We start from the raw sequence: 21316 nt of genomic DNA on the forward strand, positions 1-21316 counted from the left end.
CACGGTAGGCCGGGGGGCCGACGTTTCCCCGGATTGACGCGGGTCTCTCAGCGGAGCCGCTTCACCCTAGAGTGATCGCGTGCGCACCCGATCGGTCCTCACCGTCGTCGTCGTCACCCTCGTCGTCGTGGGAGTCCTGGCTGCTTGGGTGACGGCGCCCGCGTGGATGCCGGCCCTCTCGGTGCGGGACGCCGTTCCTGTGGCCGCGCTCCACGACGTCGGCGAACTCTGTTCTCTCGGGTACGCGTCGTGCCGGGAGGTCGGGGCCATGAGCTGACGACCCGACGGAACTCAGCGGAGCCGCTTGACCATCGTGTCGCGCCCCATCCCGGCGTTCGTGACCGCGAACCCCTCCGAGCGATACAGCGTCACGGCGAAATTGCCCCGCTCGACGCTGAGGCTGATGCGGCCGAACCCCTGCGCACGCGCCTCGTCGCACAGAGTGTGGAGGAGCAGCCGGCCGACGCCGTGGGATCGCCAGATGGGTCGCACGCCGATGATCAGTTCCGGCACGCCCGTGCCGACATAACCGAAACCGGGTTCTGTGCGCGGGAACATCCGGTACCACGCGGCCCCGACGGCCTCACCGGCCGGCGACTCGGCGACCATGCCCGCGTCACCCGGCCGCATCCACCCGGCCAGGTATCGCTGGTAGTCGGCTCCGGCCAGCACCTCATGGCGTGGCCGATCGCCGCCCGCGCGCCAGTTCGCCGCTTCCACCACCATGTCGGCGAGGAACGTCCCATCGGATTGACGGGCCGGGCGAACCGGGAGCGCCGGCATGGTTACGCCTCGATCACCAGCGGCACGATCATCGGGCGGCGACGCAGCCGCTGGTTCACCCAGCGACCGATCGTCCGGCGCACCACCTGCGACATCGCGTGACTGTCGCGCGTGCCCGACTGGGCTGCCTCGGCGAGCGCGGCGGCGATCTTCGGCTTGACGCTCTCGAACACTCCGGCGTCTTCGGCGAAGCCACGCGCGTGGATCTCCGGTCCGGTGATGATCTTGCCGGTCGCGGAGTCGATGACGACGATGACCGAGATGAAGCCCTCCTCACCGAGGATGCGGCGGTCCTTGAGATCCGCTTCGGTGATCTCGCCGACGGATGAGCCGTCGACGTAGACGAACCCGATGTCGAGTTGTCCGACGACCTCGGCGAGGCCGTCGCGAAGGTCGACGACGGTGCCGTTCTCACCCAGGATCGTGCGCTCGGCGGGGATGCCGGTGTCCTGCGCGAGGCGCGCATTGGCCATCAGGTGGCGGTACTCGCCGTGCACCGGGAGCACGTTCGCGGGCTTGATGATGTTGTAGCAGTACAGGAGCTCCCCGGCGGCGGCGTGGCCGGACACGTGCACCTTGGCGTTGCCCTTGTGCACGACCGTCGCCCCGAGCTTGGTCAGCCCGTCGATCACGCGGTAGACCGCGTTCTCGTTACCCGGGATCAGGCTGGACGCGAGGATGACCGTGTCACCCACACCCGGCTCGATCTCGTGGTCGTTGTTGGCCATGCGCGACAGGACCGCCATCGGCTCGCCCTGCGACCCGGTCGACATGTACACGATGCGGTCTTCGGGGAGGTCGCGTGCCTTCTTGTAGTCGATCAGCACGCCCTCGGGCACGTGCAGATAGCCGAGCTCTTCGGCGATCGTCATGTTGCGCACCATGCTGCGGCCGAGAAGCGCGACGCGGCGCCCATGAGCGGCGGCAGCATCCAGAACCTGCTGCACCCGGTGCACGTGGCTGGAGAAGCTTGCCACGATGACCCGGCGGGGGGCCGAACCGATGACCTGCTCGAGGACCGGGCCGATGCTGCGCTCGGTCGGAGTGAACCCGGGCACATCGGCGTTGGTGGAGTCGACGAGGAACAGGTCGACGCCCTCCTCGCCCAGACGAGCGAAGGCGCGCAGGTCGGTGATGCGGCCGTCCAGCGGCAGCTGGTCCATCTTGAAGTCGCCCGTGGCCAGGGCCATGCCCGCGGGGGTGCGGATCGCGACGGCGAGCGCGTCGGGGATGGAGTGGTTGACCGCGACGAACTCGAGATCGAACGGACCGACCTTCTCCCGCTGCCCCTCGGCGACGGTGAGCGTGTACGGCTTGATGCGATGCTCTTTGAGCTTGGCCTCGAGGAGGGCGAGAGTCAGACCCGAGCCGAGGAGCGGGATGTCGCTCTTGAGCCGAAGCAGATAGGGAACCGCACCGATGTGGTCTTCGTGACCGTGGGTGAGCACGACCGCGACGATGTCGTCCAGACGGTGCTTGATCGGCTCGAAGTCGGGAAGGATCAGGTCGACGCCCGGCTGGTGCTCTTCGGGGAAGAGCACGCCGCAGTCGACGATGAGGAGCTTGCCCTCGTACTCGAATACCGTCATATTGCGGCCGACCTCTCCGAGCCCGCCCAGCGGCGTGACTCGAAGGGTGCGGGGTGCGAGCGCGGGCGGGTCATAGACCGTCGTGGGCATGTGTTGCCTCCTCGGATGCGGTTGCATCGCTATTGCGGCTCGCGTGGCGCGAACCTCTTTCTTTGTCGACTCGCGCGGCGCGAGCCCATGTCATCGGGTGGTGCCGTGCACCTTCGGCAGCGCGCCACCGGCCGCGGCGTTCCGGTCGGGGCGGAAGTTGGAGAAGTCCGCGCCGGGGACGTCGCGGACGAGGGCGAGTTCGTCCTCGATGATCGCGGCCTCCCACTCCTCGGGCCCGACCAGTGGCAGGCGAACGCGGGGACTCGTGATGCGTCCGAGGCCGTGCAGGATGTACTTCGCCGCCACCGTCCCGGGCACGTGGGTCATGACGGCGCGGACGAGGGGTTCGAGGCGCTTGTGCGCGGCGGTGGCAGCGGCGAGGTCGCCGCGGTTCACCGCATCCACGATCGTGCGGTACGGCGCGGCGGCGATGTTCGCGGTGACTCCGATGAGCCCGCTCGCTCCGATCGCGAGGTGCGGCAGCACGTTGGCGTCATCGCCGGAGAAGTACATCAGGTCGGTCTGGTTGAGAACGCGGCTGACCTCACTGAAGTCGCCCTTGGCGTCCTTGATGGCGAGGACGTTGGGGTGCTTCGCGATCCGGAGGATCGTTTCGTACCTGATGGGTACACCGGTGCGGCCGGGAATGTCATAGAGGATGACCGGCAGGTCGGTAGCGTCGGCGACGAGACGGAAGTGCGTGAGGATGCCCGCCTGTGTGGGCTTGTTGTAGTACGGCGTCACGATCATGATGCCGTCGGCGCCGGCCTTCTCGCTCGCCTTGTAGAGCTCGATGGCGTGCGCGGTCTCGTTGGATCCGCCGCCGGTGATGATCTTGGCGCGGCCGGCCGCGACATCCTTGCCCACCTCGACGAGGCGCAGTTTCTCGGGGTCGGTGAGGGTGCTGGTCTCGCCGGTGGTGCCCGTGACGACGATGCCGTCGGCACCGGCGACGATGACATCGTCGATGTGCTTCTCGACGGCGGGCCAGTCGACCTCGCCGTCGGCCGTCATGGGGGTGACGAGCGCGACGAGCACCTGCCCGAACGGATTGCCCGAATGCGTCATGTTCTCAGGGTATCGGTCGGCGCGGCGTCGTCGCCGCCGCATCCTGGCGCCCAGGCGTTCGCAGGGGGTTCTGTCGCCCGAGGCCGGCGGGCGCAGCGGGCGCCGGCGCCTGGCGGGGCGGGCGGGCGCGGCGGGCGGGGCGGGCGGGCGCCGGCGCGGGGCGGGGCGGGCGGGCGCAGCGGGCGCGCCGGCGCGGGGCGGGGCGTGCACGTCGGGAGGAGAAGTGCACTCGGGAGGGCCGAATCCGGCACTCACCCCCTCCCCAAGCGACATCTCCTCCCCAAACGCCCGCGCCGGACGCTGGCCGCCGATAGCGGGCGCGCTCACGGGCACGTCGGGAGGAGAAGTGCACTCGGGAGGGCCGAATCCAGCACTCACCCCCTCCCCACGCGACATCTCCTCCGCCAGCGCACAGGCATCGGGAGGGTCGGAGGGGGATGCCGCGTCAGCGGCCCCGACCGGCGGCCTTGACCACCACGGCGTCGGGCAGGAGACGGGAGGCGGTGACGAGCGCCTTGTATCTGCGGGACGGGATGGAGACCGACCTGCCCCGGCCGAGGTCTCGGAGCGACTCGCGGACGACGTCCGGCGCGTCCAGCCACATCCAGTCCGCGATCCCCTCCTCGCCCGGCGGCAATCCGAGCCGCTCGTGGAAGTTGGTGTGCACGAAGCCGGGGCAAACGGCCGTCACGGTCACACCCCGGTCGCGGTACTGCACGTTCGCCCACCGGCTGAAGCTGACGAGCCACCCCTTCACGGCGCCGTAGGTGCCCCGCGGGATCAGCCCCGCGACGGACGCGAGGTTGAGGATCTTGCCGCTTCCCCGCGCGAGCATGCCGGGCAGCGCCGCGTGCATGAGCCGCATCGGCACCTCGACGTGCAACTGAAGATGCCTCACCTCGTCCTCGATCGGGTTCCGCTCGAACGCCAGCGGCAGGCCGTAGCCGGCGTTGTTCACGAGCAGGTCGATCGGATGCTGCCCATCGGACAGGCGCGCGACCACCGTGTCGCGCTGCTCGGCGTCGAGAAGGTCGGCGACCAGCACCCGGGCCGAAACCCCGTGCGCGTCGCGGACGGAGGTGGCGAGTGCCTCCAGCGCGTTGCGGTCGCGGGCGACCAGCACGAGATCCATCCCCCGCGCGGCCAGCTGTCGCGCGTACTCGGCGCCCAGGCCGGAGCTCGCTCCCGTGATCAGTGCCGTACGTGCCATCACGGCCAGCCTAGGACCGCCGTTAGTCTGGCGCCATGACGCGCGTGTGGCTGACCGGATGGGAATGGGGATGCTGCGGGGAGCCCTTCCGCGTGGGCGACGCCGTCGACTTCGGCATCGCCTCCCGCGCGGGCGATGCGTGGCTTCACGAGCTCCTCGGATCCGACCTCGCCGCAACCGTCGACGCGGTCGAGTCGCACCACGAGGAGGAGTTCCCCGACCGGGTGCGCGGGGTGGTCACGGCCGTGCACGCAGTCGCGATCGGATACGTGGAACGCCGCGAGCTGCGCCGTCCGGGGCACGGCGCGCCCCCCGATGCCGTCGCCCCACGAGCGGGCGAGGAGTGGCCGGAAACTCGGCGACAGGTTGGCGACGGGATCTTCATCGGTACACGCCCGTCGCGGTACGTGGTCGTCCGCGAACCCGTTCCGGACAGCGCGACCCTTCATCCGGTCGAGGGCGTGCGTCTGCCCGGCCCAGAGGGCGGAGCCGTCATACCCACCAGGAACCCTCTGCCGGACCCGCCCCCGGAGCGCCGTCTGCGATCGACGGCCGGATGGCTCGTCGACCTCGAGGCTGACCGCGCGTGACCGGGCAGCGGCCCGAGCGTCACCCGATCCCTTCGGTCACCGTCTCGTTGTACGAGAACTCCAGGTCGAGGTTTCGACCGAAGTAGTGGTCGCGGGTGGTGTCCCTCGCGCCTGCGCACATGGGACCGTCTCCGATGGGTGCTCGTTCGTCTCCCGTTGGGGGCCTCGGTACGTCCGGCCAAGACCGCATCGCCAGGGGCGAACGACCCACAACAATCGCTGCTGCTCGGCGCGACCCGCCGCTGGTTCCGCCCGTCTGCGCGGCATTCTCCACGCGCGCCGCCGCTCCGACGGGCCATCCGTCGGGGGGGACGAACGACCCTGGTCCGGCCGCGTGCCCCCGACGTACGCTCGCCACGGGTGCACGACCGCGGACCCCTCGTCGGCCGTCGCACCTGTGACGACCACCTACTTGTGGCCGCTCGGGAGCTAGACAGGAGATGTCATGAACGCATTCCAGGCCAGCGGTGATCTGACTCCGAGGTTCGCGCGGCCCGGTGAGGCGACCATCGCCGCCCGCCACGTCATCCCCCAGGAGGAGTCCCTCCCCGACACCGCAAAGCAGATCGTCGACGACGAGACGATGCTCGACGGCAACTCCCGCCTCAACCTCGCCACCTTCGTGGGGACGTGGATGGACGAAGACGCCAAGCAGGTGTACGAGGCGTCGTTCGACAAGAACATGATCGACAAGGACGAATACCCGCAGACCGCGGCTATCGAGGACAACTGCTGGCACATGCTGGCGAACCTCTGGAACGCGCCCGACGCCTCCCAGAGCATCGGCACGTCGACGATCGGTTCGTCGGAGGCCTGCATGCTCGGCGGCCTCGCCTTCAAGCGGCGCTGGCAGCAGTCACGCCGCGTCGCCGGGAAGGACACGTCCAAGCCGAACCTGGTGATGTCATCCGCGGTGCAGGTGTGCTGGGAGAAGTTCTGCAACTACTTCGACGTCGAACCCCGGTTCGTGCCGATCAGCATGGACCACAAGACCCTCGACGGGTACGACCTCGAGAAGTACGTCGACGAGAACACGATTGGCGTCGTGGCCATCCTGGGGGTCACCTACACCGGCATGTACGAGCCGGTCGCCGAGATCGCCAAGGCGCTGGATGACATCGAGGCCAAGACCGGCCTCGACATCCCGATCCACGTGGACGGGGCATCCGGGGCGATGATCGCGCCGTTCCTCCAGCCCGACCTCGTCTGGGACTTCCGCCTCGAACGCGTGCACTCAATCAGCACCTCGGGCCACAAGTACGGCTTGGTGTACCCAGGCTTGGGCTGGGTGGTCTGGCGCAACACGCAGTGGCTGCCCGAGGACCTGGTGTTCCAGGTGAGTTACCTCGGCGGGCAGATGCCGACGTTCGCCCTGAACTTCTCCCGCCCCGGCGCACAGGTGCTGCTGCAGTACTACATGTTCCTCCGCCTCGGGTTCGAGGGGTACCGCGCCGTGCAGCAAGCGTCGCAGGACGTCGCGAAGTACCTCGCCAAAGGTATCGCCAAGATCGGCGCCTTCGAGCTGTGGAACGACGGCAGCGACATCCCCGTCTTCGCGTGGTACCTGAAAGACGGGCACACCAAGAACTGGAATCTCTACCACCTGCAGGATCGACTGCGGATGAAGGGCTGGCTCGTGCCGGCGTATCCCATGCCCGATGACCTGAGCGATCTGACGGTGCAGCGCATCGTGGTCCGCAATGGTCTGAGCATGGACTTGGCCGCCGAACTGCTCGAGAGCATCGAGACCGAGACCGCCTACCTCGATGCACTCGAATCGCCCATGCCCGTCGAAGCCCAACACTCCGGTTTCCACCACTAGGCGGCGGAGATGTCGACCAACGCATCGAATCAGACAGCGGATGCTGCCGCGAAGGCCGCGTCCAATCATCCGCTCACGTCCCGCAAAGTCGTCACGAGCTTCCTGGGAGTCGGCCAGCTCGCACTGCTGACGCTCGTGGTCGTGGCGAGCCTGCGTTCCCTCCCCGCGATGGCCGTGTACGGGCTCGGGAGCGTCACCCTCTACATCATCCCCGCCGTCCTCTTCCTCATCCCGACCGCGCTCGTGGCCGCCGAGCTGGCCACAGGGTGGAAAGGCGGTGTCTACGTCTGGGTCCGCGAGGCCTTCGGCAACCGCTGGGGGTTCACGGCGGTCTGGCTCCAGTGGATCCAGAATGTCGTCTGGTACCCGACGCAGATCGCGTTCATCGCCGCGGCGCTGGCGTTCGTGTTCGTCGACCCGTCGCTGGCGAACTCAGGGCTCTTCACCGCGATCGTGATCCTGGTGCTGTACTGGGGGTCGACGCTCATCACGCTGCGCGGCGGCAACCTCTTCGCCAAGCTCGGCTCGTGGGGCGGCATCCTCGGCACGCTCCTGCCGGCCGTGCTGCTCATCGTGTTCGGCTTCATCTGGCTCGGCACCGGCCAGAAGAGCGAGGTGCCGCTGGACGCCTCGGCGATCATCCCGCCGTTCACCGGCATCGCCTCCATCGTGCTGATCGTCTCCAACGTGCTGGCGTACGCGGGCATGGAGGTGAACGCCGTCCACGTGAACCAGATGAAGGATCCCGGCAAGGGGTACCCGCGGTCGGTGCTGCTGGCCTCGATCCTGATCCTTCTGGTGTTCATCCTGCCGACGATCGCCATCTCGATCGCCGTGCCGGAGAAGGAGCTGGGGCTCACCAACGGCATCATGCTCGCCTTCCAGGCCTACTTCGACAAGTGGGATCTCGGATGGGGAACCGCGGTGGTGTCCGCGCTCATCGCGGCTGGCGCGCTCGCATCTGTCATCACGTGGATCGCCGGTCCGTCGAAGGGTCTGCTCGCCGCGGCCGAGACCGGGCTGCTGCCGCCGGCGCTGCAGAAGCGCAACAAGGCGGGGGTCCAGTCCGGCATCCTCATGCTGCAGGGCACCATCGTGACGATCCTCGCGGCGATCTTCGTCGTCGTGCCCAACGTCAGCGCCGCGTTCGTCGCTCTCGTCGACATGGCCGCTGCGATCTACCTCATCATGTACATGCTGATGTTCGCCGCCGCGATCGTCCTGCGCCGCAAGGAACCCGACGTGAAGCGCACCTACCGCGTACCGGCGATGAACCTCGTGGCCGGTGTCGGATTCGTCGGGTGCCTCGCCGCGTTCCTGCTCGCCTTCATCCCCCCTGATGGATTCACGGCATTCCCACCCGCCGTGTACCCGTGGATCGTGGGTCTGGTCATCGTGGTGCTCGGCGCTCCGCCGCTCGTCTTCTACGCCCTCCGCCGACCTGGATGGGACCGCCGCAGCGAAGCCGACAAGACCAAGCACGGCACCCACGACGAGGATGACGCCCAAGGCAACTCGGAGTCAGGACCCGCCGCCGCCTCGGCGGCGCGCCCGCCGACGACGGGATCCGCGCGGGGTACGAACAAGTCGAGCCGCCGGACGCCGGATTAGAGAACTCGGAATCAGCGAGCCCGTCGTGGTCGTCACGAAGGCGCCCCAGGGTCACCCGCTGCGCACGCCCGCGTGATGAGCCCCGGTTCACGACGCGGACCGCTTGAGAGCACCGGGCAGGGCGATCCGTCGGTGCTCGAGGCGACGTGGCTCTCGATCCTCAGCGAAGGCATGGTGGGTGCGCCCGGCTTCCGAACGCCACGCCGACGACAGCACGCCCGCGAAGGCGGTCGCCACCCCGGGCACGACGCTGAGGAGCCGGCATACCACGGCGATGCCCGGCTGGCTCGCCACAGCCGGTGGGTGTGTGGCGAGGGAGCTGGAAGGGGGGTAAACCCGCGCATCATCCCCGTTCTTCTCGGCCATCGATGGGCCGGACCGTTACTGGATGATGCTGGGTTGCAGGTCGCCCAGTGTGAAGAAGCGGGTCATCCGAGTGACCCCCGCCGCCGCCACGATGGCTGCAACGAGCGCCCAGCAGAGCACCACCCCCATGTCGGTCCAGACACGGGAAAGATCGCCGCCGTACATGACCTGGCGCAACGCGTCGACGATGAAGCCCATCGGCAGCACCTCGTGCAGCGCCGCCAGCGGCGCGGGCAGCGTCTGCCAGGGGAACGTGCCCCCCGCGGTCACGAGCTGAAGAACCATGAGCACGAGCCCGAGGAACTGACCCACCGCCCCCAGCCAGATGTTCAACGCCAGGATGATCCAGGTGTACGAGGCCGAAGCGAACACGAGCAGCCCCAGCACGGCCGCCGGGTTGGCGAATCTGAACTGCAGGGCCAGCGCAAGCACGGCGAAAAGCCCGACCATCTGCACCGCTCCGAGCAGGGCCGGGGTGGCCCATCCGGCGATCGTCACGCGCACCGGCACCTCCATGGCGCTCACCGCCCGACGCGAGACCGGCTTGACGATGAGGAACAGCGCGTAGATCCCGATCCACGCCGCCAGCGCGGCGAAGAACGGCGCCAGCCCCGCGCCGTAATTCTGCGCGGTGGCGAGCGATGTGGTCTCGATGCGGACCGGCTCGGCCAACGTGGCGCTCTGCTTTTCGCGCGTCGCCTCATCGGCGTCGGGCACCTGTCCGGCGCCGTCCTGCAGCCCGGTGGTGAGCTCGCCCGCACCGGCCGACAACTCGGTGATTCCGGCGGCCAGCTGGTCGATGCCGCCGCGCAGCTCGGTCGCCCCCGATTCCGCTGACCCCAGTCCCCCGGCCAGGCTCGACGCCCCGGCAGCGACCTCCCCCGCCCCGGCCGAGAGGCGGTCGATGCGCGACACCGCACCCTGCAAGCGGTCGTTCAGGCTGCGGAGCCGGTCACCCACCGGTTGGAGACGGGCGACGGCCTGGTCGATCTGATCCTGCGGGAGACCCGCGTCGGTCAGGACCTGGACGAGATCGGCCTGCACCTGCGGAAGGTCGGCAGTGGCCCGCGCGGCCAGCGCGCCCGCGTCGTCCGCGACGCCGTCCAGTTCTCGCACGCCGGCGGCGACCTCCTGCGCTCCCGCCGCCAGGCTCTCGCTTCCCTCGCGCAACTGCGCGGTCCCATCGAGGAGTTGCTGCGATCCTGAGCGCAGCTGCTCGGCGCCGGCTCCGGCCGTCGACAGTCCCTCAGAGAGTTGCCCGGCTCCGGACGCGGCCTCCAGCAGTTTGGCGCGGATCTCGGCGAGGCCGCCCAGCACTGCCGACGCCGCCTCATCGATCACCTTCCGGGCGATGACGTTCTGCACCCGCTGGACGGCCTGCGTGCCGATCGAGGAGGCCAAGTAATTGTTGGCGTCGTTCGTGCGCAGTTCGATCGCCGCGCGCTCAGGCGCGGATCCTGTGATCGAGGCGACGGCCTCCGAGAAATCGCGGGGTACGACGATGAGGAACTCGTATCTGCCGTCCCGCAGGCCCGTCTCCCCGGCGCGCTCGCCGACGACGCTCCACCGAAACGTCTTGCTCTTGCGCAGTTCCTCGGAGATCTCGTCGCCGAGATTGCGCTGCTCTCCCTGGATCTGAGCGCCCGCGTCCAGGACGACGATTCCGGCGGGAATGCTCCCGAGCCGCTGGTACGGATCCTGGTTCGCCCACAGATAAAAGCCCCCGTAGAGGATCGGCACACACAGCAGTGCGACGAGGGCGAGGGCCGACATCGGTCTGGACACCAACCGCCGCAACTCGGCGGCCACCATATGGGAGATCTTCATGACGCACCGGTCGGGCCTGCCGCGATCGCCCGCGGCGCCGGGTCGTCGGGCACGCCGATGCGCGCACCCAGGACGAGGCGCGAGGCCTCCCCGGCGATCACGAGCACGGCGAACCGGCGGGCGGCGAACTCGGCCACGAGCGACCACCAGTCGCGAGGATCTGCACCGTGGCGATCGGGTGACACCAGCACCAGTCCGCTGACGTTCTTGCGCAGCACCGCCAGCTCACACAGTATGCGCAGACGCCGTACCGGTTCGAGGTTGCTGACCGGACGGCGGGCGGCGTCGCTCATCCCCTGTTCGCGCAGCCAGCGTCGCGCCGCGACCGGCCCCGAACGCTGACCGGCGAACATCAGCTCCTCCGCAACGACAGCCGCGACGGCCACGTTGGGTTCGGGCGCCGAGATGTCCGGGGCGTCGACGAGGGCCACCATCCGGCGCAACGCACGTGCATCGGGTCGGCCGTCGAGGAGCACCGCGCCGGTGTCCGGTCGCATCCGGCCCGCGGCCAGCAGTCCCAGGACCGTGGGTCGCTGCTCCGTCTCGGCCAACCCGAACGTCGTCCGCCCGGTTTCGAACTCCACCGTCATGGGCGGAAGTGCATGAGCGCGTTCGTCCTTGCCGACGCCGTCCAGGTGGACGCGCACGGCTCACACCACCTTCAGCACCGTCACGGTTCGGGCGCGGAGTGAGCATGAATCGGCCATGTCCACTCCCTCCGGGCGAGGGCCTCGCCGCTGCTCACTCTCGCCGCGGCGGGGACGAATGACCAGAGACTAAAGACCCAATCGGAGGCAGCGCGTCATGCCGCCGGCGTCCCTCAGGGAGCCACGCGGCCGTTCGCGTTGAACGCGGAGTGGGTGAGCGGCATGAGCTCGGTCCAGAGCTTCTCCATCTTCTCCGCGCACATCTCGATCTCCCGCTGGGGGAACGACGGGAAGTGGGTGCCCTCGACCTTGGTGCGCAGCGACAGGAAGTTCATGAGGGAGCGCGCGTTCATCGTCACGTACATCGACGAGTAGATGTTCAGGGGCAGCACGATGCGTGCGACCTCGCGGGCGACGCCGGCGGCCAGCATCCGCTGGTACGCCGAAAACGCGAACTCCGCGGCATCCTTCGTCGCGGTGTCGACGAGCGCGTGCTGCTCGGGACTGCCGGGGAGGAACTCGTAGGCGCCGGGTTTGCCCACCTGCACCAGGTTGCGCTCCGGAGCGGGAACGTAGAAGACCGGTCGGAGCTCGCGGTAGCGGCCCGATTCTTCGTTGTACGAGGCGATGCGGTGACGCATGAACTCGCGGAAGACGAAAATCGGCGCCTGCACGTAGAAGGTCATCGAGTTGTGCTCGAAGGGCGAGCCGTGCCGGTCGCGCATGAGGTAGTTGATGAGGCCCCGGTCGCGCCCCGACGCCTCGGTGCCGGACTGCGCAGCCTCCAGAGTCTGCTCGCCCTGGGTGGAGACGCGGGCGGCGAAGAGCACATCGGCATCCGACGCGCTGGCTCGCACCAGCTCGACGGTGACGTCGCTGCGGAATTCGATCTCGGGGCGGATGTCGGCGTCAGTCACGGTGCCACCCTACTGCCGTCGGCCGACAGCGATCGTTACGCCGTCCGCGTCATGTGGAACATCTCTGCCCACGGACCGGCGGGGGCCGATAACGTGGCTCCTGATGTCACTCTTCGACGCCATGCTCGCGCTCACGGCCCTCCTGGCCGCGGTGCTCGTGAGCGGACTCGTCGTCCGCCATCGGGCGGTGCGCATCCGCAGGGACGTCCCGCACGAGGTCATCCAGCCGGAGCGGCTCGGTGCCGACGGGCTCGGTGAAAGGGCGACGCTGCTGCAGTTCAGCACCGACATGTGCTCGAGGTGCCCGGGGCTGCACCGGATACTGTCATCCGTCGCCGCCGGGCACGACGGTGTCCGCCACCTCAACGTCGACCTCACACACCGGCCCGACATCGCCAAGCACTTCCGCGTCCTCCAGACGCCCACCACCCTCATCCTCGACCGTCATGGCGCCGTGCAGTCCCGTATCGGCGGCGTGCCGGGGCGCGACATGCTCGAGCTGGAGCTCACCCGCTTGACCGGCGAGGGCGCTCGTGCCTGACGCCCTGCCCGCGGGCATCGACCCGCGCGGACCCCGCTTCGCGGCAGGCATCACCGCCCTGTTGCTCGCCATCGATGTCGTGCTGGGGCTCACCGGAATCTCCACGGCCCGCGCACCGGAACGCCTGACGGGCGACTTCGCTTTCGTCAGCGGTTCGTGGTCCGTGACAGTGGCTCCCCTGTCCGCTCGCTTTCTCGACCCGGGGTTCCTGCTGCTGGCCGTGATCGCGCTGCTGTTCCTGTGGGGCGTGGTGTCGCCGCGCACCGCACCGTGGGGCGTTCTCTACCGCCGCGTCGTCCAACCGCGCCTCGGCCCGCCGGCCGAACGGGAAGACCCGCGCCCGCCGCGCTTCGCGCAGGGCGTCGGCCTCGTCGTCACCGCCGCGGGACTGCTGCTCCACGTGCTCGGCGTCCCATGGGCGCTCCCGATCGCCGCCGGGATGGCGTTCGTGGCCGCGTTCCTCAACGCCGCCTTCGGGCTGTGCCTGGGCTGCCAGCTCTACCTGCTGCTGCAGCGCGTGGGCATCCTGGGCCGGCGCCGCCCCGCCTCCGCCTGACGCACCCGCGGGTACCACGCAGGTCTCACGCTGTCGAGGCATCCCGTCCCCCGCGCCGTCCGATTAGGCTCGCACCGACACCGCCCGACGCGGTGCCACCGTCGACCCGGGAGGTATTCCATGACCGTCACGAGCGAAGCCCGCACCGCCTGGAGAGGCAGTCTCATGGAGGGATCGGGCCAGGTGGCGCTTGCCACCTCCGGCGCCGGAACCTTCGACGTCAACTGGAAGGCTCGCAGCGAGGGGTCCACATCGGTGACGACCCCGGAAGAGCTCCTCGCCGCCGCGCACTCCGCCTGCTTCAGCATGGCGCTGTCGCATGCCCTCGCGCAGAACGGCACCCCGCCGGAGTCGGTGGATGCGACGGCATCCGTGACCTTCAAGCCCGGCACCGGCATCAGCGGCAGCCACCTCAACGTGAACGCCGTCGTCCCGGGCATCGACGCCGAGACGTTCGAGCGCATCGCCGCGGAGGCCAAGGCCAACTGCCCCGTCTCGCAGGCCCTCGCCGGCATCGAGATCACCCTCGAGGCAACGCTTGCCTGACACCCGCCGTGTCGTCGTCGCGGGCGCTTCCGGCCTCATCGGAAGCGCCCTCGCCGACAGCCTGCGCGCCGACGGCATCGAGGTCACCACCCTCGTGCGCCGTCCCGCGGCGGCACCGGGCGAGGTGGAATGGCTGACCGGTCCGGAACCGCTCGATCCGGACGTGCTCGCCGGCGCCGACGCCGTCGTTGCGCTCAACGGCGCAAGCATCGGCCGCTTCCCGTGGACGCCGCGGTATAAGAGCACCCTGTTGTGGTCGCGCATCACCCCGACCCGCACGCTCGCCACGGCGCTTCGCGCGCTGGGGGCGGATGCTCCGGCTTTCGTCTCCGCGTCCGCCGTCGGGTACTACGGGTCGGTGCCCGGTCGTCGACTCACCGAAGAATCGCCCCGCGGGGAGGGGTTCCTCGCCGACCTCTGCGGCGAGTGGGAGAACGCCGCCCGCGCGGCCGGTTCGCACGCCCGTGTCGCTCTCCTCCGGACAGCGCCGCTCGTGCACCCGGACGGGGTGCTCAAGCCGCTTCTCCTGCTCACCCGGCTCGGACTGGCCGGCCCCATCGGACGAGGCACCCAGGTCTGGCCCTGGATCTCGCTCGTGGACGAGGTCCGCGCCATCCGCCATGTGATGGACGAGGGGCTGGAAGGCCCCGTCAACCTCGTCGGTCCCACTCGCGCGACAGCCAACGACCTCGGCTTCGCACTCGCGCTGCGGATGAACCGGCCCTACGTGCTGCGCGCCCCGGCGTGGGCGCTGCGGCTGGTGCTCGGATCCGACGCGACCGAGGCGATCCTCACCTCCGACGCCGATGTCGTCCCCGAAGTGCTGGAGCGGGGCGGATTCCGCTTCACCCACCAGACCGTCGATTCGGCGATCGCGGCCGTGGTTCCCCCGGCGGCCTGAGGCGCCGCATCCCTCATCGGGTGCCGCGGCGCTCCGTCCCCTCGAGCTGGATGGCACGGCGGATCGCCTCGCGCGCCCGGCGGCGATCGGATGCCGCGTCGTACGCCAGACCCAGGCGGTACCACGCCCGCCAGTCCTCCGGACTCTCCTCCACCTCGGCCCGGTACTGCGGGAAGACAGCGTCGCCGTCCTCACGCACCACACGGCCGCTCGGACGCACCGCCACGGAGTCGTCGGGAAGCGCATTGTCGATTTCGAGCCGCCGACCGAGCCGGTCTGCGCGCCATCCGAACCACAGTTCGCGACCCAGAGCCCACGCGGCGAGCAACGGCAGCACGAGGAGCGCGACGCCCAGGGCGATCCCGATGCCATCCCCGCTGATCAGCAACAGCCACGCCCGCTGACCCACCAGCACGATGTACAGCAGCAGGACCGCTGCCATCAGCGCGACGCCGATGCGCGCGGTCACAGGCCGGTTCCGCCCGCCACCTGCCCTGAGCCGCCCTCGACCGGCGCGGGACCGTCGACGCGCGGGGACGGGATGCGGATACCGACGTCGATGAAGCTGTCGAGTCCGACCGTGACCCCCACCGCGTCGCGCGCAGCGGTGAGCGCGATCCGGATGCCGGGGGCGTACGCGAGGGCCGGGTCGACGGTGTCGTGCACGATCGTCAAGGACTCTCCGGCCCCGGAGAGCACGACCTCCTGCCGCGCGACCACGCCCGGTCGGCGCAGCGAATGGATCGGCACGCTGGCGACCTGCTGACCACGGGCTCGCTGGTCGACGTGGGGCGATTCGACCGGCCCCACACCGGAGCGGGCCGCGGCGATGATCTCCGCCGTGCGGACAGCCGTGCCGCTCGGCGAATCGACTTTGGTCTCGCGGTGCGCTTCCACGATCTCGATCGACGGGAAATGCGGCGCCGCTGCGGCGGCGAGGGCGCTTCCGACGACCGATCCGAGCGAGAAGTTCGGGATGAACACGGCGCCGGTGCCGGCCGCATCCACGAGGGGGCGGATGAGCGCTATGCGTTCGCTTGACCACCCCGACGTGCCGACGAGGAGGTTGATGCCCCGCGCGATCGCGGCCCGCACGACGTCGATGGAGACAACGGTGGAGGAGGCATCCACCACCAGGTCGGCGCCCGCGAGCTCATCCAGACTCGAGGACGAGGTGAGGATCGAGGTCACCTCGAAATCGGGCGCGTCGTCGATCACGGATCGGATGACGCTGCCCAGCTTGCCGGTTCCGCCCACGAGAGCCACGCGCGTCGTCATGGTCCCACCCTAAGTGGCCTACCCTCGGAGCATGGTCACGATCCGTCCCGTGAGCGTCGACTCCCCCCACGCCCACGCGCTGCTGGAGGAGTACTTCGCCCTTCGCGCCTCGATCTTCCCCGGCGGCGGCTACCGAACGGTCTTCCCCTCTCCCGACTCCTTCCAAGATCCCGACGGCGTCTTCCTCGTGCTGTACGACGGCGAAGAGCCTGCCGGGTGCGCCGGCATCCGCCGCCTCCCCGACGGACCGCTGGGCCCGCGATTCGAGGTCAAGCACCTCTATGTGTGCGACGCCGGACGCGGCCGCGGCTGGGGGCGCATGCTGCTGCAGGATCTCGAGCGGCGCGCCGTCGAGGCCGGCGGAGCCGAGATGGTGCTCGATACCCATCACACCCTGGATGCGGCCGGATCGCTCTACGAGCGGTCGGGCTACGTCCCCACCGAGCCGTACAACGACAACACCAACGCGACGCGCTGGTACGCCAAGCCCCTCGCCTGAGCGCCCCACCGGGTCGCCCGCGCGTTGCTCTCGCCTCGACCGTCCGCCGCGGGGCGCGAGGACATATCGTTCGGCGAGAACACCCGGGTGGATGCCGACGGGATGTGAGCTCGTCGAGGACGTATGGTTTCGCGAACGGGCCTGCTGGCTGGGCGCTAGACCGGGCTCGGCTCGGGGAGGCCGGTGCGCAGCTCGACGGGCAGGTGGGCCAGGTCGTTGTGGGCGAGCAGCGTCCAGGGACGTCCGGGCTTCTGAGCAATGACGCTCAGCCCGCAATGCGCCTGGTTGAGGGTCATCCATCGCCAGTCGGGGGCCTGCAGAACCTCGCGGACGAACCATCCGATCACGAAGTTGTGCGTGATCAAGAGCTCGTGCACCTCGCCCGAGCGGCGGGCGAGGAATTCCGCCGTCGCGTCCGCCATCTGCGCGCCGCCGGCCTCGATCTCGGCCTCCGTCACTGCGCCGAAGAAGGGCTCGTAGGCGGAAGGAGTCTCGCTTGTCATCCCCGTGGGGATGCAGTCGAACAGCAGCGCGGACGGTGTCGGTGAGATCGCCTGCAACCGCTCAGCAACGGCCACAGCGGTCTGTTCGGCCCGCTGCAGAGGGGAGTGCCAGACCGCATCGAGGGGCACGCCGGAGAGGCGATCCGCCAGGGCGGCCGCCTGCCGGAGACCGCGCGGCGACAACGGCCCGTCGACCAGACCGTGCTCAGCGTCGAGATGCTCGCCGTGGCGCACGAGGTAGATGTAGTGCGTCACGTCAGCTCGCTTCGTCGTCGGTCGGCATGCTCGGAAGCACCCTCCCACCCTACGACAGGGGCGACGGGAGGGGACGGGAGAAGTCGGCGCGCCGCGCTTCAGGCGATCGCGCGCGCGATGTCGGACAGCTGGGCGCGGCTCAGCCGGACACCGACGCCCTGCACGAGTTCTTCGACGTGCTCGGGTGCGAAGGCGTTGACGATGGGGGCGGTGACGATGCGCTCTGCCAGCAGCCACGCGACCGCCACGGCGGCGACCGGAACGCTCAGTTCCGCGGCAAGCGCGTCGAGAGCGCGGAGCGTGCGGGTGCCGCGACGAGTGAGGCTGGCCGCCATCTGCGCGCCGCGCACCGAGCGCACATCGCGCGAACGTCGCCGCTGCGCACCGGCGAGGAACCCGTGCTCGAGGGCGTGCGACGGCGTCACGGCCATGCCCTGAGCGCCGGCCACGAGGCGCAGATCGCCATCGAACTCGTCGCGGCGAACCACGTTGTACGGCACGTCGAGCACGGTGATGCGAGGGTACCCAGCCGCCGCCAGGATGCGGGCTTCCACGAGCTGCGCCGCCGTGTAGCCGTACGCGCCGACGGTGCGGACCTTGCCCGACTCGACCAGCCACTCCGAGGTCGCGAGGGTGTCTTCCAGGGGAACCGGGTCGGCGGCTTTCGCATCGAGGTAGAGCACGTCGATGCGGTCGGTCCCGAGGCGGGTCAGCGACGCTTCCACGGCGCGGACGAGGTTCACCGAACCGAGGCCGGGGTTATCGGGATGACGCCCGACGCGAACGGCGACCACCACTTCGTCGCGTGTCCCGCGCGAGCGCATCCATTGCCCGATGATGTACTCGCTTCGCCCCGCCGAGAAGCTGTCGGCCGTGTGCAGCATGTTGCCGCCGAGCTCCAAGTAGGTGTCCAGGATGCCGTGACTGGCTTCGACATCGACGTTCCACCCGAACTCTGCACCCCCCAAGGCGAGGGGGAAGACGTCGAGACCCGACTCCCCCAGCGGCACCCGGACGGCCTCGCCGAGGGCGGGTCCCTGCACGGGGATGGGAGCGGAAGGGTGCGAGGGAGCAGGCGGGCGCAAGCTCACAGAGGCCGGTTGACCGACGCTCAAGCCCGACATGGTGCGCTCCCAGGGTGAGGCCGGCGAGCACGGATCCAATCTGAAACCGCGCGCTCCGGCGCGTATTACGAGGCTATGTCCTGCCTCGGACACTCCCGCCGATTGAGCGCGCCCGTCGGTAAACATTGCATAACGCTTTGCGCAAGACGATGCCCGCCCCGCACAGGCGGGACGGGCATCGTTGTTCTTGCGGATCAGACCTCGACGGTCGCCTCAGCCGGGGCGTCAGCCGGAGCCTCGGTGTCGGAGGCCTCTTCGACGACCGGCTCGAGCGAGAGCTTGCCGCGGTCATCGATCTTCGTGATCTTCACGAGGATCTTCTGACCGACCGAGAGGACGTCTTCGACGTTCTCGACACGCTTGCCGCCGGCGAGCTTGCGAACCTCGCTGACGTGCAGCAGGCCGTCCTTGCCGGGCAGGAGCGAGATGAACGCACCGAACGTCGCGATCTTGACGACGGTTCCGAGGAACTGCTCGCCGATCTCCGGGTTGGTCGGGTTCGCGATCGCGTTGACCTGGGCACGCGCGGCCTCAGCCGACGGGCCGTCGGTCGCGCCGATGTAGACGGTGCCGTCCTCCTCGATGGAGATGTCGGCGCCGGTGGCGTCCTGGATCGAGTTGATCGTCTTGCCCTTGGGGCCGATGAGCTCGCCGATCTTGTCGACGGGGATCTGCACGCTGATCACGCGCGGGGCCGTGGGCGCCATCTCATCCGGCGCGTCGATCGCGGCGTTGAGCACACCGAGGATCGTGAGCCGTGCCTCGTGCGCCTGCTGCAGCGCGGCCGTGAGCACCGACGACGGGATGCCGTCGAGCTTCGTGTCGAGCTGGATCGCCGTGACGAACTCGCTCGTACCGGCGACCTTGAAGTCCATGTCACCGAGGGCGTCTTCGGCGCCCAGGATGTCGGTCAGCGCGGCGTAGCGCGTCTGGCCGTCGACCTGGTCGGTCACCAGGCCCATGGCGATACCGGCGACCGGCGCGCGCAGCGGCACACCGGCGTTCAGCAGCGACAGGGTCGAAGCGCATACGGAGCCCATCGACGTCGAGCCGTTGGAGCCCAGCGCCTCGGAGACCTGACGGATCGCGTACGGGAACTCCTCGCGGCTGGGCAGCACGGGCACGAGGGCGCGCTCGGCCAGGAAGCCGTGCCCGATCTCGCGGCGCTTGGGGCTTCCCACACGGCCGGTCTCACCGGTCGAGTACGGCGGGAAGTTGTAGTGGTGCATGTAACGCTTGCGCGTCACCGGCGACAGCGAGTCGATCTGCTGCTCCATCTTGAGCATGTTCAGCGTGGTGACGCCCAGGATCTGGGTCTCACCGCGCTGGAAGATCGCCGAGCCATGCACGCGCGGGATGACCTGCACCTCTGCGTCCAGCGGACGGATGTCCGCCAGGCCGCGGCCGTCCATGCGCACGCCCTCGGTGAGGATCCGGCTGCGCACGATCAGCTTCGTGACCGACTTGTAGGCGGCCGAGAACTCCAGGGTCGCGACGGCAGGCAGTCGGCCCGCTTCGACGGCGGCGAGAAGCTCAGCCTTCACAGCATCCTTCAGCTCGTCGTCGGCGTTCTGACGCTCGATCTTGTCGGCGATCTGGTAGATCGGCACGAGCTTGTCGTAGGCGAGGCCGGCGACGAAGTCGTAGGTCTCCTTGCTGTAAGGCAGGAAGACGGGGAAGTCCTTGATGGGCTTGGCCGCGGTGTTCGCCACGACGTTCTGCGCCGCGACGAGCTCCTTGATGAACGGCTTCGACGCCTCGAGGCCCTCGGCGACGACCTGCTCGTTCGGCTTGGTAGCGCCGCCCTTGATCAGGTTCCAGCTGCCTTCGGTGGCTTCGGCCTCGACCATCATGATCGCGACATCGTCCTTGCCGTCGGCGTCCGTGATGACACGGCCGGCGACGATCAGGTCGAAAACGGCGGTCTCGAGCTGCGCCGCGGTCGGGAACGCGATCCACTGGTCGGCGTGCTCGCCCGAGCCGGGGATGAGCGCGAGGCGCACACCGGCGATCGGACCGGAGAACGGCAGACCGGAGATCTGCGTCGACAGGGATGCGGCGTTGATCGCCAGCGCGTCGTAGAACTCGCCGGGCGCGATCGAGAGGATCGTCACAACGATCTGGACCTCGTTGCGGAGCCCCTCGACGAAGGACGGACGAAGCGGCCGGTCGATGAGACGGCAGACGAGGATCGCCTCGGTGGACGGGCGTCCCTCGCGACGGAAGAACGAGCCGGGGATCTTTCCGGCGGCGTACGAGCGCTCTTCGACGTCGACGGTGAGCGGGAAGAAGTCGAATCCTTCACGCGGGTGCTTGCCGGCGCTGGTCGCCGAGAGAATCATGGTCTCTTCGTCGAGGTACGCGGCGACGGCGCCCTGGGCCTGCTGCGCCAGACGGCCGGTCTCGAACCGGACAGTGCGGGTGCCGAAACGGCCGTTATCGAGAACGGCTTCAGCGGCGGTGATTTCTGGACCTTCCAAGAGGTCCCTCCTTCTTTGTTTAGACTCGCGCGTCCGTATGACGGGCGAGGCATTCGAAGGAGCAGGAACAGGCAGAAAGGGCGCGCGACGACAAGTCGGCGCGGTACCGGGCG

At 69.2% G+C, this 21316-nt stretch carries 22 protein-coding genes and 1 pseudogene; 9 read left to right on the top strand and 14 right to left on the bottom strand.

All coding sequences use genetic code 11. The features are described 5' to 3' along the window. The first annotated feature begins 79 nt into the window (after nucleotides 1–79). Nucleotides 80–277 (top strand): hypothetical protein, encoded by a 198-nt coding sequence (locus tag AC4FS1_RS06255; protein WP_491153415.1) that lies wholly within the window; start codon nucleotides 80–82, stop codon nucleotides 275–277. A 14-nt stretch (nucleotides 278–291) separates the two neighbouring features. Here the strand turns inward: AC4FS1_RS06255 and AC4FS1_RS06260 are convergent, their stop codons facing one another. The 4 genes from AC4FS1_RS06260 to AC4FS1_RS06275 form a co-directional block, all read right to left on the bottom strand. Next, nucleotides 292–783: a GNAT family N-acetyltransferase gene (locus AC4FS1_RS06260; protein WP_491153416.1), complete on the bottom strand. Its 492-nt coding sequence runs from the start codon at nucleotides 781–783 to the stop codon at nucleotides 292–294. A 2-nt stretch (nucleotides 784–785) separates the two neighbouring features. Beyond that, nucleotides 786–2462 (bottom strand): ribonuclease J, encoded by a 1677-nt coding sequence (locus AC4FS1_RS06265; protein WP_491153418.1) that lies wholly within the window; start codon nucleotides 2460–2462, stop codon nucleotides 786–788. Nucleotides 2463–2552: 90 nt separating this feature from the next. Then, entirely contained in the window at nucleotides 2553–3530 is a 978-nt protein-coding gene (gene dapA, locus AC4FS1_RS06270) for a 4-hydroxy-tetrahydrodipicolinate synthase (protein ID WP_491153420.1), read from the bottom strand. Between the two features lie 445 nt (nucleotides 3531–3975). Further along, complete coding sequence (locus AC4FS1_RS06275; RefSeq protein WP_491153422.1) at nucleotides 3976–4740, bottom strand: SDR family NAD(P)-dependent oxidoreductase; 765 nt, start codon at nucleotides 4738–4740, stop codon at nucleotides 3976–3978. A gap of 35 nt (nucleotides 4741–4775) precedes the next feature. On the opposite strand from AC4FS1_RS06275, the gene AC4FS1_RS06280 reads away from it, so the two are divergent. The 3 genes from AC4FS1_RS06280 (at nucleotide 4776) to gadC (ending at nucleotide 8763) form a co-directional block, all read left to right on the top strand. After that, nucleotides 4776–5330, top strand: coding sequence for a DUF6578 domain-containing protein (locus AC4FS1_RS06280; RefSeq protein WP_491153424.1), 555 nt, complete (start codon nucleotides 4776–4778; stop codon nucleotides 5328–5330). A gap of 445 nt (nucleotides 5331–5775) precedes the next feature. Continuing rightward, nucleotides 5776–7152, top strand: coding sequence for a glutamate decarboxylase (gene gad, locus AC4FS1_RS06285; RefSeq protein ID WP_491153425.1), 1377 nt, complete (start codon nucleotides 5776–5778; stop codon nucleotides 7150–7152). 9 nt (nucleotides 7153–7161) lie between these two features. Continuing rightward, a complete protein-coding gene (gene gadC, locus AC4FS1_RS06290; protein WP_491153427.1) occupies nucleotides 7162–8763 on the top strand; it encodes a glutamate/gamma-aminobutyrate antiporter GadC in 1602 nt (533 codons plus the stop codon). Between the two features lie 87 nt (nucleotides 8764–8850). On the opposite strand, the gene AC4FS1_RS06295 is transcribed toward gadC, so the two are convergent. From AC4FS1_RS06295 to thyX, 5 genes and pseudogenes are all read right to left on the bottom strand, one after another. After that, complete coding sequence (locus tag AC4FS1_RS06295) at nucleotides 8851–9057, bottom strand: hypothetical protein (RefSeq protein ID WP_491153429.1); 207 nt, start codon at nucleotides 9055–9057, stop codon at nucleotides 8851–8853. Nucleotides 9058–9144: 87 nt separating this feature from the next. Beyond that, entirely contained in the window at nucleotides 9145–9783 is a 639-nt protein-coding gene (locus AC4FS1_RS06300) for a YhgE/Pip family protein (protein WP_491155656.1), read from the bottom strand. 96 nt (nucleotides 9784–9879) lie between these two features. Continuing rightward, a pseudogene (locus tag AC4FS1_RS06305) lies at nucleotides 9880–10956 on the bottom strand (YhgE/Pip domain-containing protein); the annotation flags it as partial. After that, entirely contained in the window at nucleotides 10953–11546 is a 594-nt protein-coding gene (locus tag AC4FS1_RS06310; RefSeq protein WP_491153430.1) for a hypothetical protein, read from the bottom strand. The gene AC4FS1_RS06310 and the pseudogene AC4FS1_RS06305, both read right to left, overlap by 4 nt. A gap of 230 nt (nucleotides 11547–11776) precedes the next feature. After that, on the bottom strand, nucleotides 11777–12520 hold the full coding sequence (thyX, locus tag AC4FS1_RS06315; protein WP_491153432.1) for an FAD-dependent thymidylate synthase: 744 nt from the start codon (nucleotides 12518–12520) through the stop codon (nucleotides 11777–11779). A 103-nt stretch (nucleotides 12521–12623) separates the two neighbouring features. On the opposite strand from thyX, the gene AC4FS1_RS06320 reads away from it, so the two are divergent. From AC4FS1_RS06320 to AC4FS1_RS06335, 4 genes are all read left to right on the top strand, one after another. Continuing rightward, nucleotides 12624–13061: a thioredoxin family protein gene (locus AC4FS1_RS06320; RefSeq protein WP_491153433.1), complete on the top strand. Its 438-nt coding sequence runs from the start codon at nucleotides 12624–12626 to the stop codon at nucleotides 13059–13061. Beyond that, a complete protein-coding gene (locus AC4FS1_RS06325) occupies nucleotides 13054–13617 on the top strand; it encodes a DUF4395 domain-containing protein (protein WP_491153435.1) in 564 nt (187 codons plus the stop codon). Before AC4FS1_RS06320 ends, AC4FS1_RS06325 begins: the two co-directional genes overlap by 8 nt. A 120-nt stretch (nucleotides 13618–13737) precedes the next feature. After that, nucleotides 13738–14163, top strand: a complete 426-nt coding sequence (locus tag AC4FS1_RS06330) for an OsmC family peroxiredoxin (RefSeq protein ID WP_491153437.1) — start codon at nucleotides 13738–13740, stop codon at nucleotides 14161–14163. Next, nucleotides 14156–15064, top strand: a complete 909-nt coding sequence (locus AC4FS1_RS06335) for a TIGR01777 family oxidoreductase (RefSeq protein WP_491153439.1) — start codon at nucleotides 14156–14158, stop codon at nucleotides 15062–15064. The genes AC4FS1_RS06330 and AC4FS1_RS06335 overlap by 8 nt, the downstream gene beginning before the upstream one ends. A 13-nt stretch (nucleotides 15065–15077) precedes the next feature. On the opposite strand, the gene AC4FS1_RS06340 is transcribed toward AC4FS1_RS06335, so the two are convergent. Next, nucleotides 15078–15533, bottom strand: coding sequence for a hypothetical protein (locus AC4FS1_RS06340; protein ID WP_491153441.1), 456 nt, complete (start codon nucleotides 15531–15533; stop codon nucleotides 15078–15080). Then, nucleotides 15530–16342 carry a 4-hydroxy-tetrahydrodipicolinate reductase gene (locus AC4FS1_RS06345; protein WP_491153443.1) on the bottom strand — a complete coding sequence of 271 codons (813 nt, stop codon included), beginning with the start codon at nucleotides 16340–16342 and terminating at the stop codon, nucleotides 15530–15532. Before AC4FS1_RS06345 ends, AC4FS1_RS06340 begins: the two co-directional genes overlap by 4 nt. Nucleotides 16343–16373: 31 nt before the next feature. Here AC4FS1_RS06345 and AC4FS1_RS06350 point away from each other — a divergent pair, with 31 nt between their 5' ends. Beyond that, the gene (locus AC4FS1_RS06350) at nucleotides 16374–16841 is read left to right on the top strand and encodes a GNAT family N-acetyltransferase (protein ID WP_491153445.1); all 468 of its coding nucleotides are present in this window, start codon (nucleotides 16374–16376) and stop codon (nucleotides 16839–16841) included. 155 nt (nucleotides 16842–16996) lie between these two features. Here the strand turns inward: AC4FS1_RS06350 and AC4FS1_RS06355 are convergent, their stop codons facing one another. The 3 genes from AC4FS1_RS06355 to AC4FS1_RS06365 form a co-directional block, all read right to left on the bottom strand. Next, complete coding sequence (locus tag AC4FS1_RS06355; protein ID WP_491153446.1) at nucleotides 16997–17599, bottom strand: histidine phosphatase family protein; 603 nt, start codon at nucleotides 17597–17599, stop codon at nucleotides 16997–16999. 98 nt (nucleotides 17600–17697) lie between these two features. Beyond that, a complete protein-coding gene (locus AC4FS1_RS06360; RefSeq protein ID WP_491153447.1) occupies nucleotides 17698–18723 on the bottom strand; it encodes an aldo/keto reductase in 1026 nt (341 codons plus the stop codon). 194 nt (nucleotides 18724–18917) lie between these two features. Further along, nucleotides 18918–21203: a polyribonucleotide nucleotidyltransferase gene (locus AC4FS1_RS06365; protein WP_491153449.1), complete on the bottom strand. Its 2286-nt coding sequence runs from the start codon at nucleotides 21201–21203 to the stop codon at nucleotides 18918–18920. Nucleotides 21204–21316: the final 113 nt, after the last annotated feature.

The organism is Microbacterium sp. Z12_35 (genome assembly GCF_058310475.1).

Excerpts from the sequence above, each read along its gene's own strand:
- AC4FS1_RS06260 (WP_491153416.1), bottom strand. The coding sequence starts at position 783 with ATGCCGGCGCTCCCGGTTCGCCCGGCCCGTCAATCCGATGGGACGTTC.
- AC4FS1_RS06265 (WP_491153418.1), bottom strand. The coding sequence starts at position 2,462 with ATGCCCACGACGGTCTATGACCCGCCCGCGCTCGCACCCCGCACCCTT.
- dapA (WP_491153420.1), bottom strand. The coding sequence starts at position 3,530 with ATGACGCATTCGGGCAATCCGTTCGGGCAGGTGCTCGTCGCGCTCGTC.
- AC4FS1_RS06275 (WP_491153422.1), bottom strand. The coding sequence starts at position 4,740 with ATGGCACGTACGGCACTGATCACGGGAGCGAGCTCCGGCCTGGGCGCC.
- AC4FS1_RS06280 (WP_491153424.1), top strand. The coding sequence starts at position 4,776 with ATGACGCGCGTGTGGCTGACCGGATGGGAATGGGGATGCTGCGGGGAG.
- gad (WP_491153425.1), top strand. The coding sequence starts at position 5,776 with ATGAACGCATTCCAGGCCAGCGGTGATCTGACTCCGAGGTTCGCGCGG.
- gadC (WP_491153427.1), top strand. The coding sequence starts at position 7,162 with ATGTCGACCAACGCATCGAATCAGACAGCGGATGCTGCCGCGAAGGCC.
- AC4FS1_RS06310 (WP_491153430.1), bottom strand. The coding sequence starts at position 11,546 with ATGACGGTGGAGTTCGAAACCGGGCGGACGACGTTCGGGTTGGCCGAG.
- AC4FS1_RS06320 (WP_491153433.1), top strand. The coding sequence starts at position 12,624 with ATGTCACTCTTCGACGCCATGCTCGCGCTCACGGCCCTCCTGGCCGCG.
- AC4FS1_RS06330 (WP_491153437.1), top strand. The coding sequence starts at position 13,738 with ATGACCGTCACGAGCGAAGCCCGCACCGCCTGGAGAGGCAGTCTCATG.
- AC4FS1_RS06345 (WP_491153443.1), bottom strand. The coding sequence starts at position 16,342 with ATGACGACGCGCGTGGCTCTCGTGGGCGGAACCGGCAAGCTGGGCAGC.
- AC4FS1_RS06350 (WP_491153445.1), top strand. The coding sequence starts at position 16,374 with ATGGTCACGATCCGTCCCGTGAGCGTCGACTCCCCCCACGCCCACGCG.
- AC4FS1_RS06360 (WP_491153447.1), bottom strand. The coding sequence starts at position 18,723 with ATGTCGGGCTTGAGCGTCGGTCAACCGGCCTCTGTGAGCTTGCGCCCG.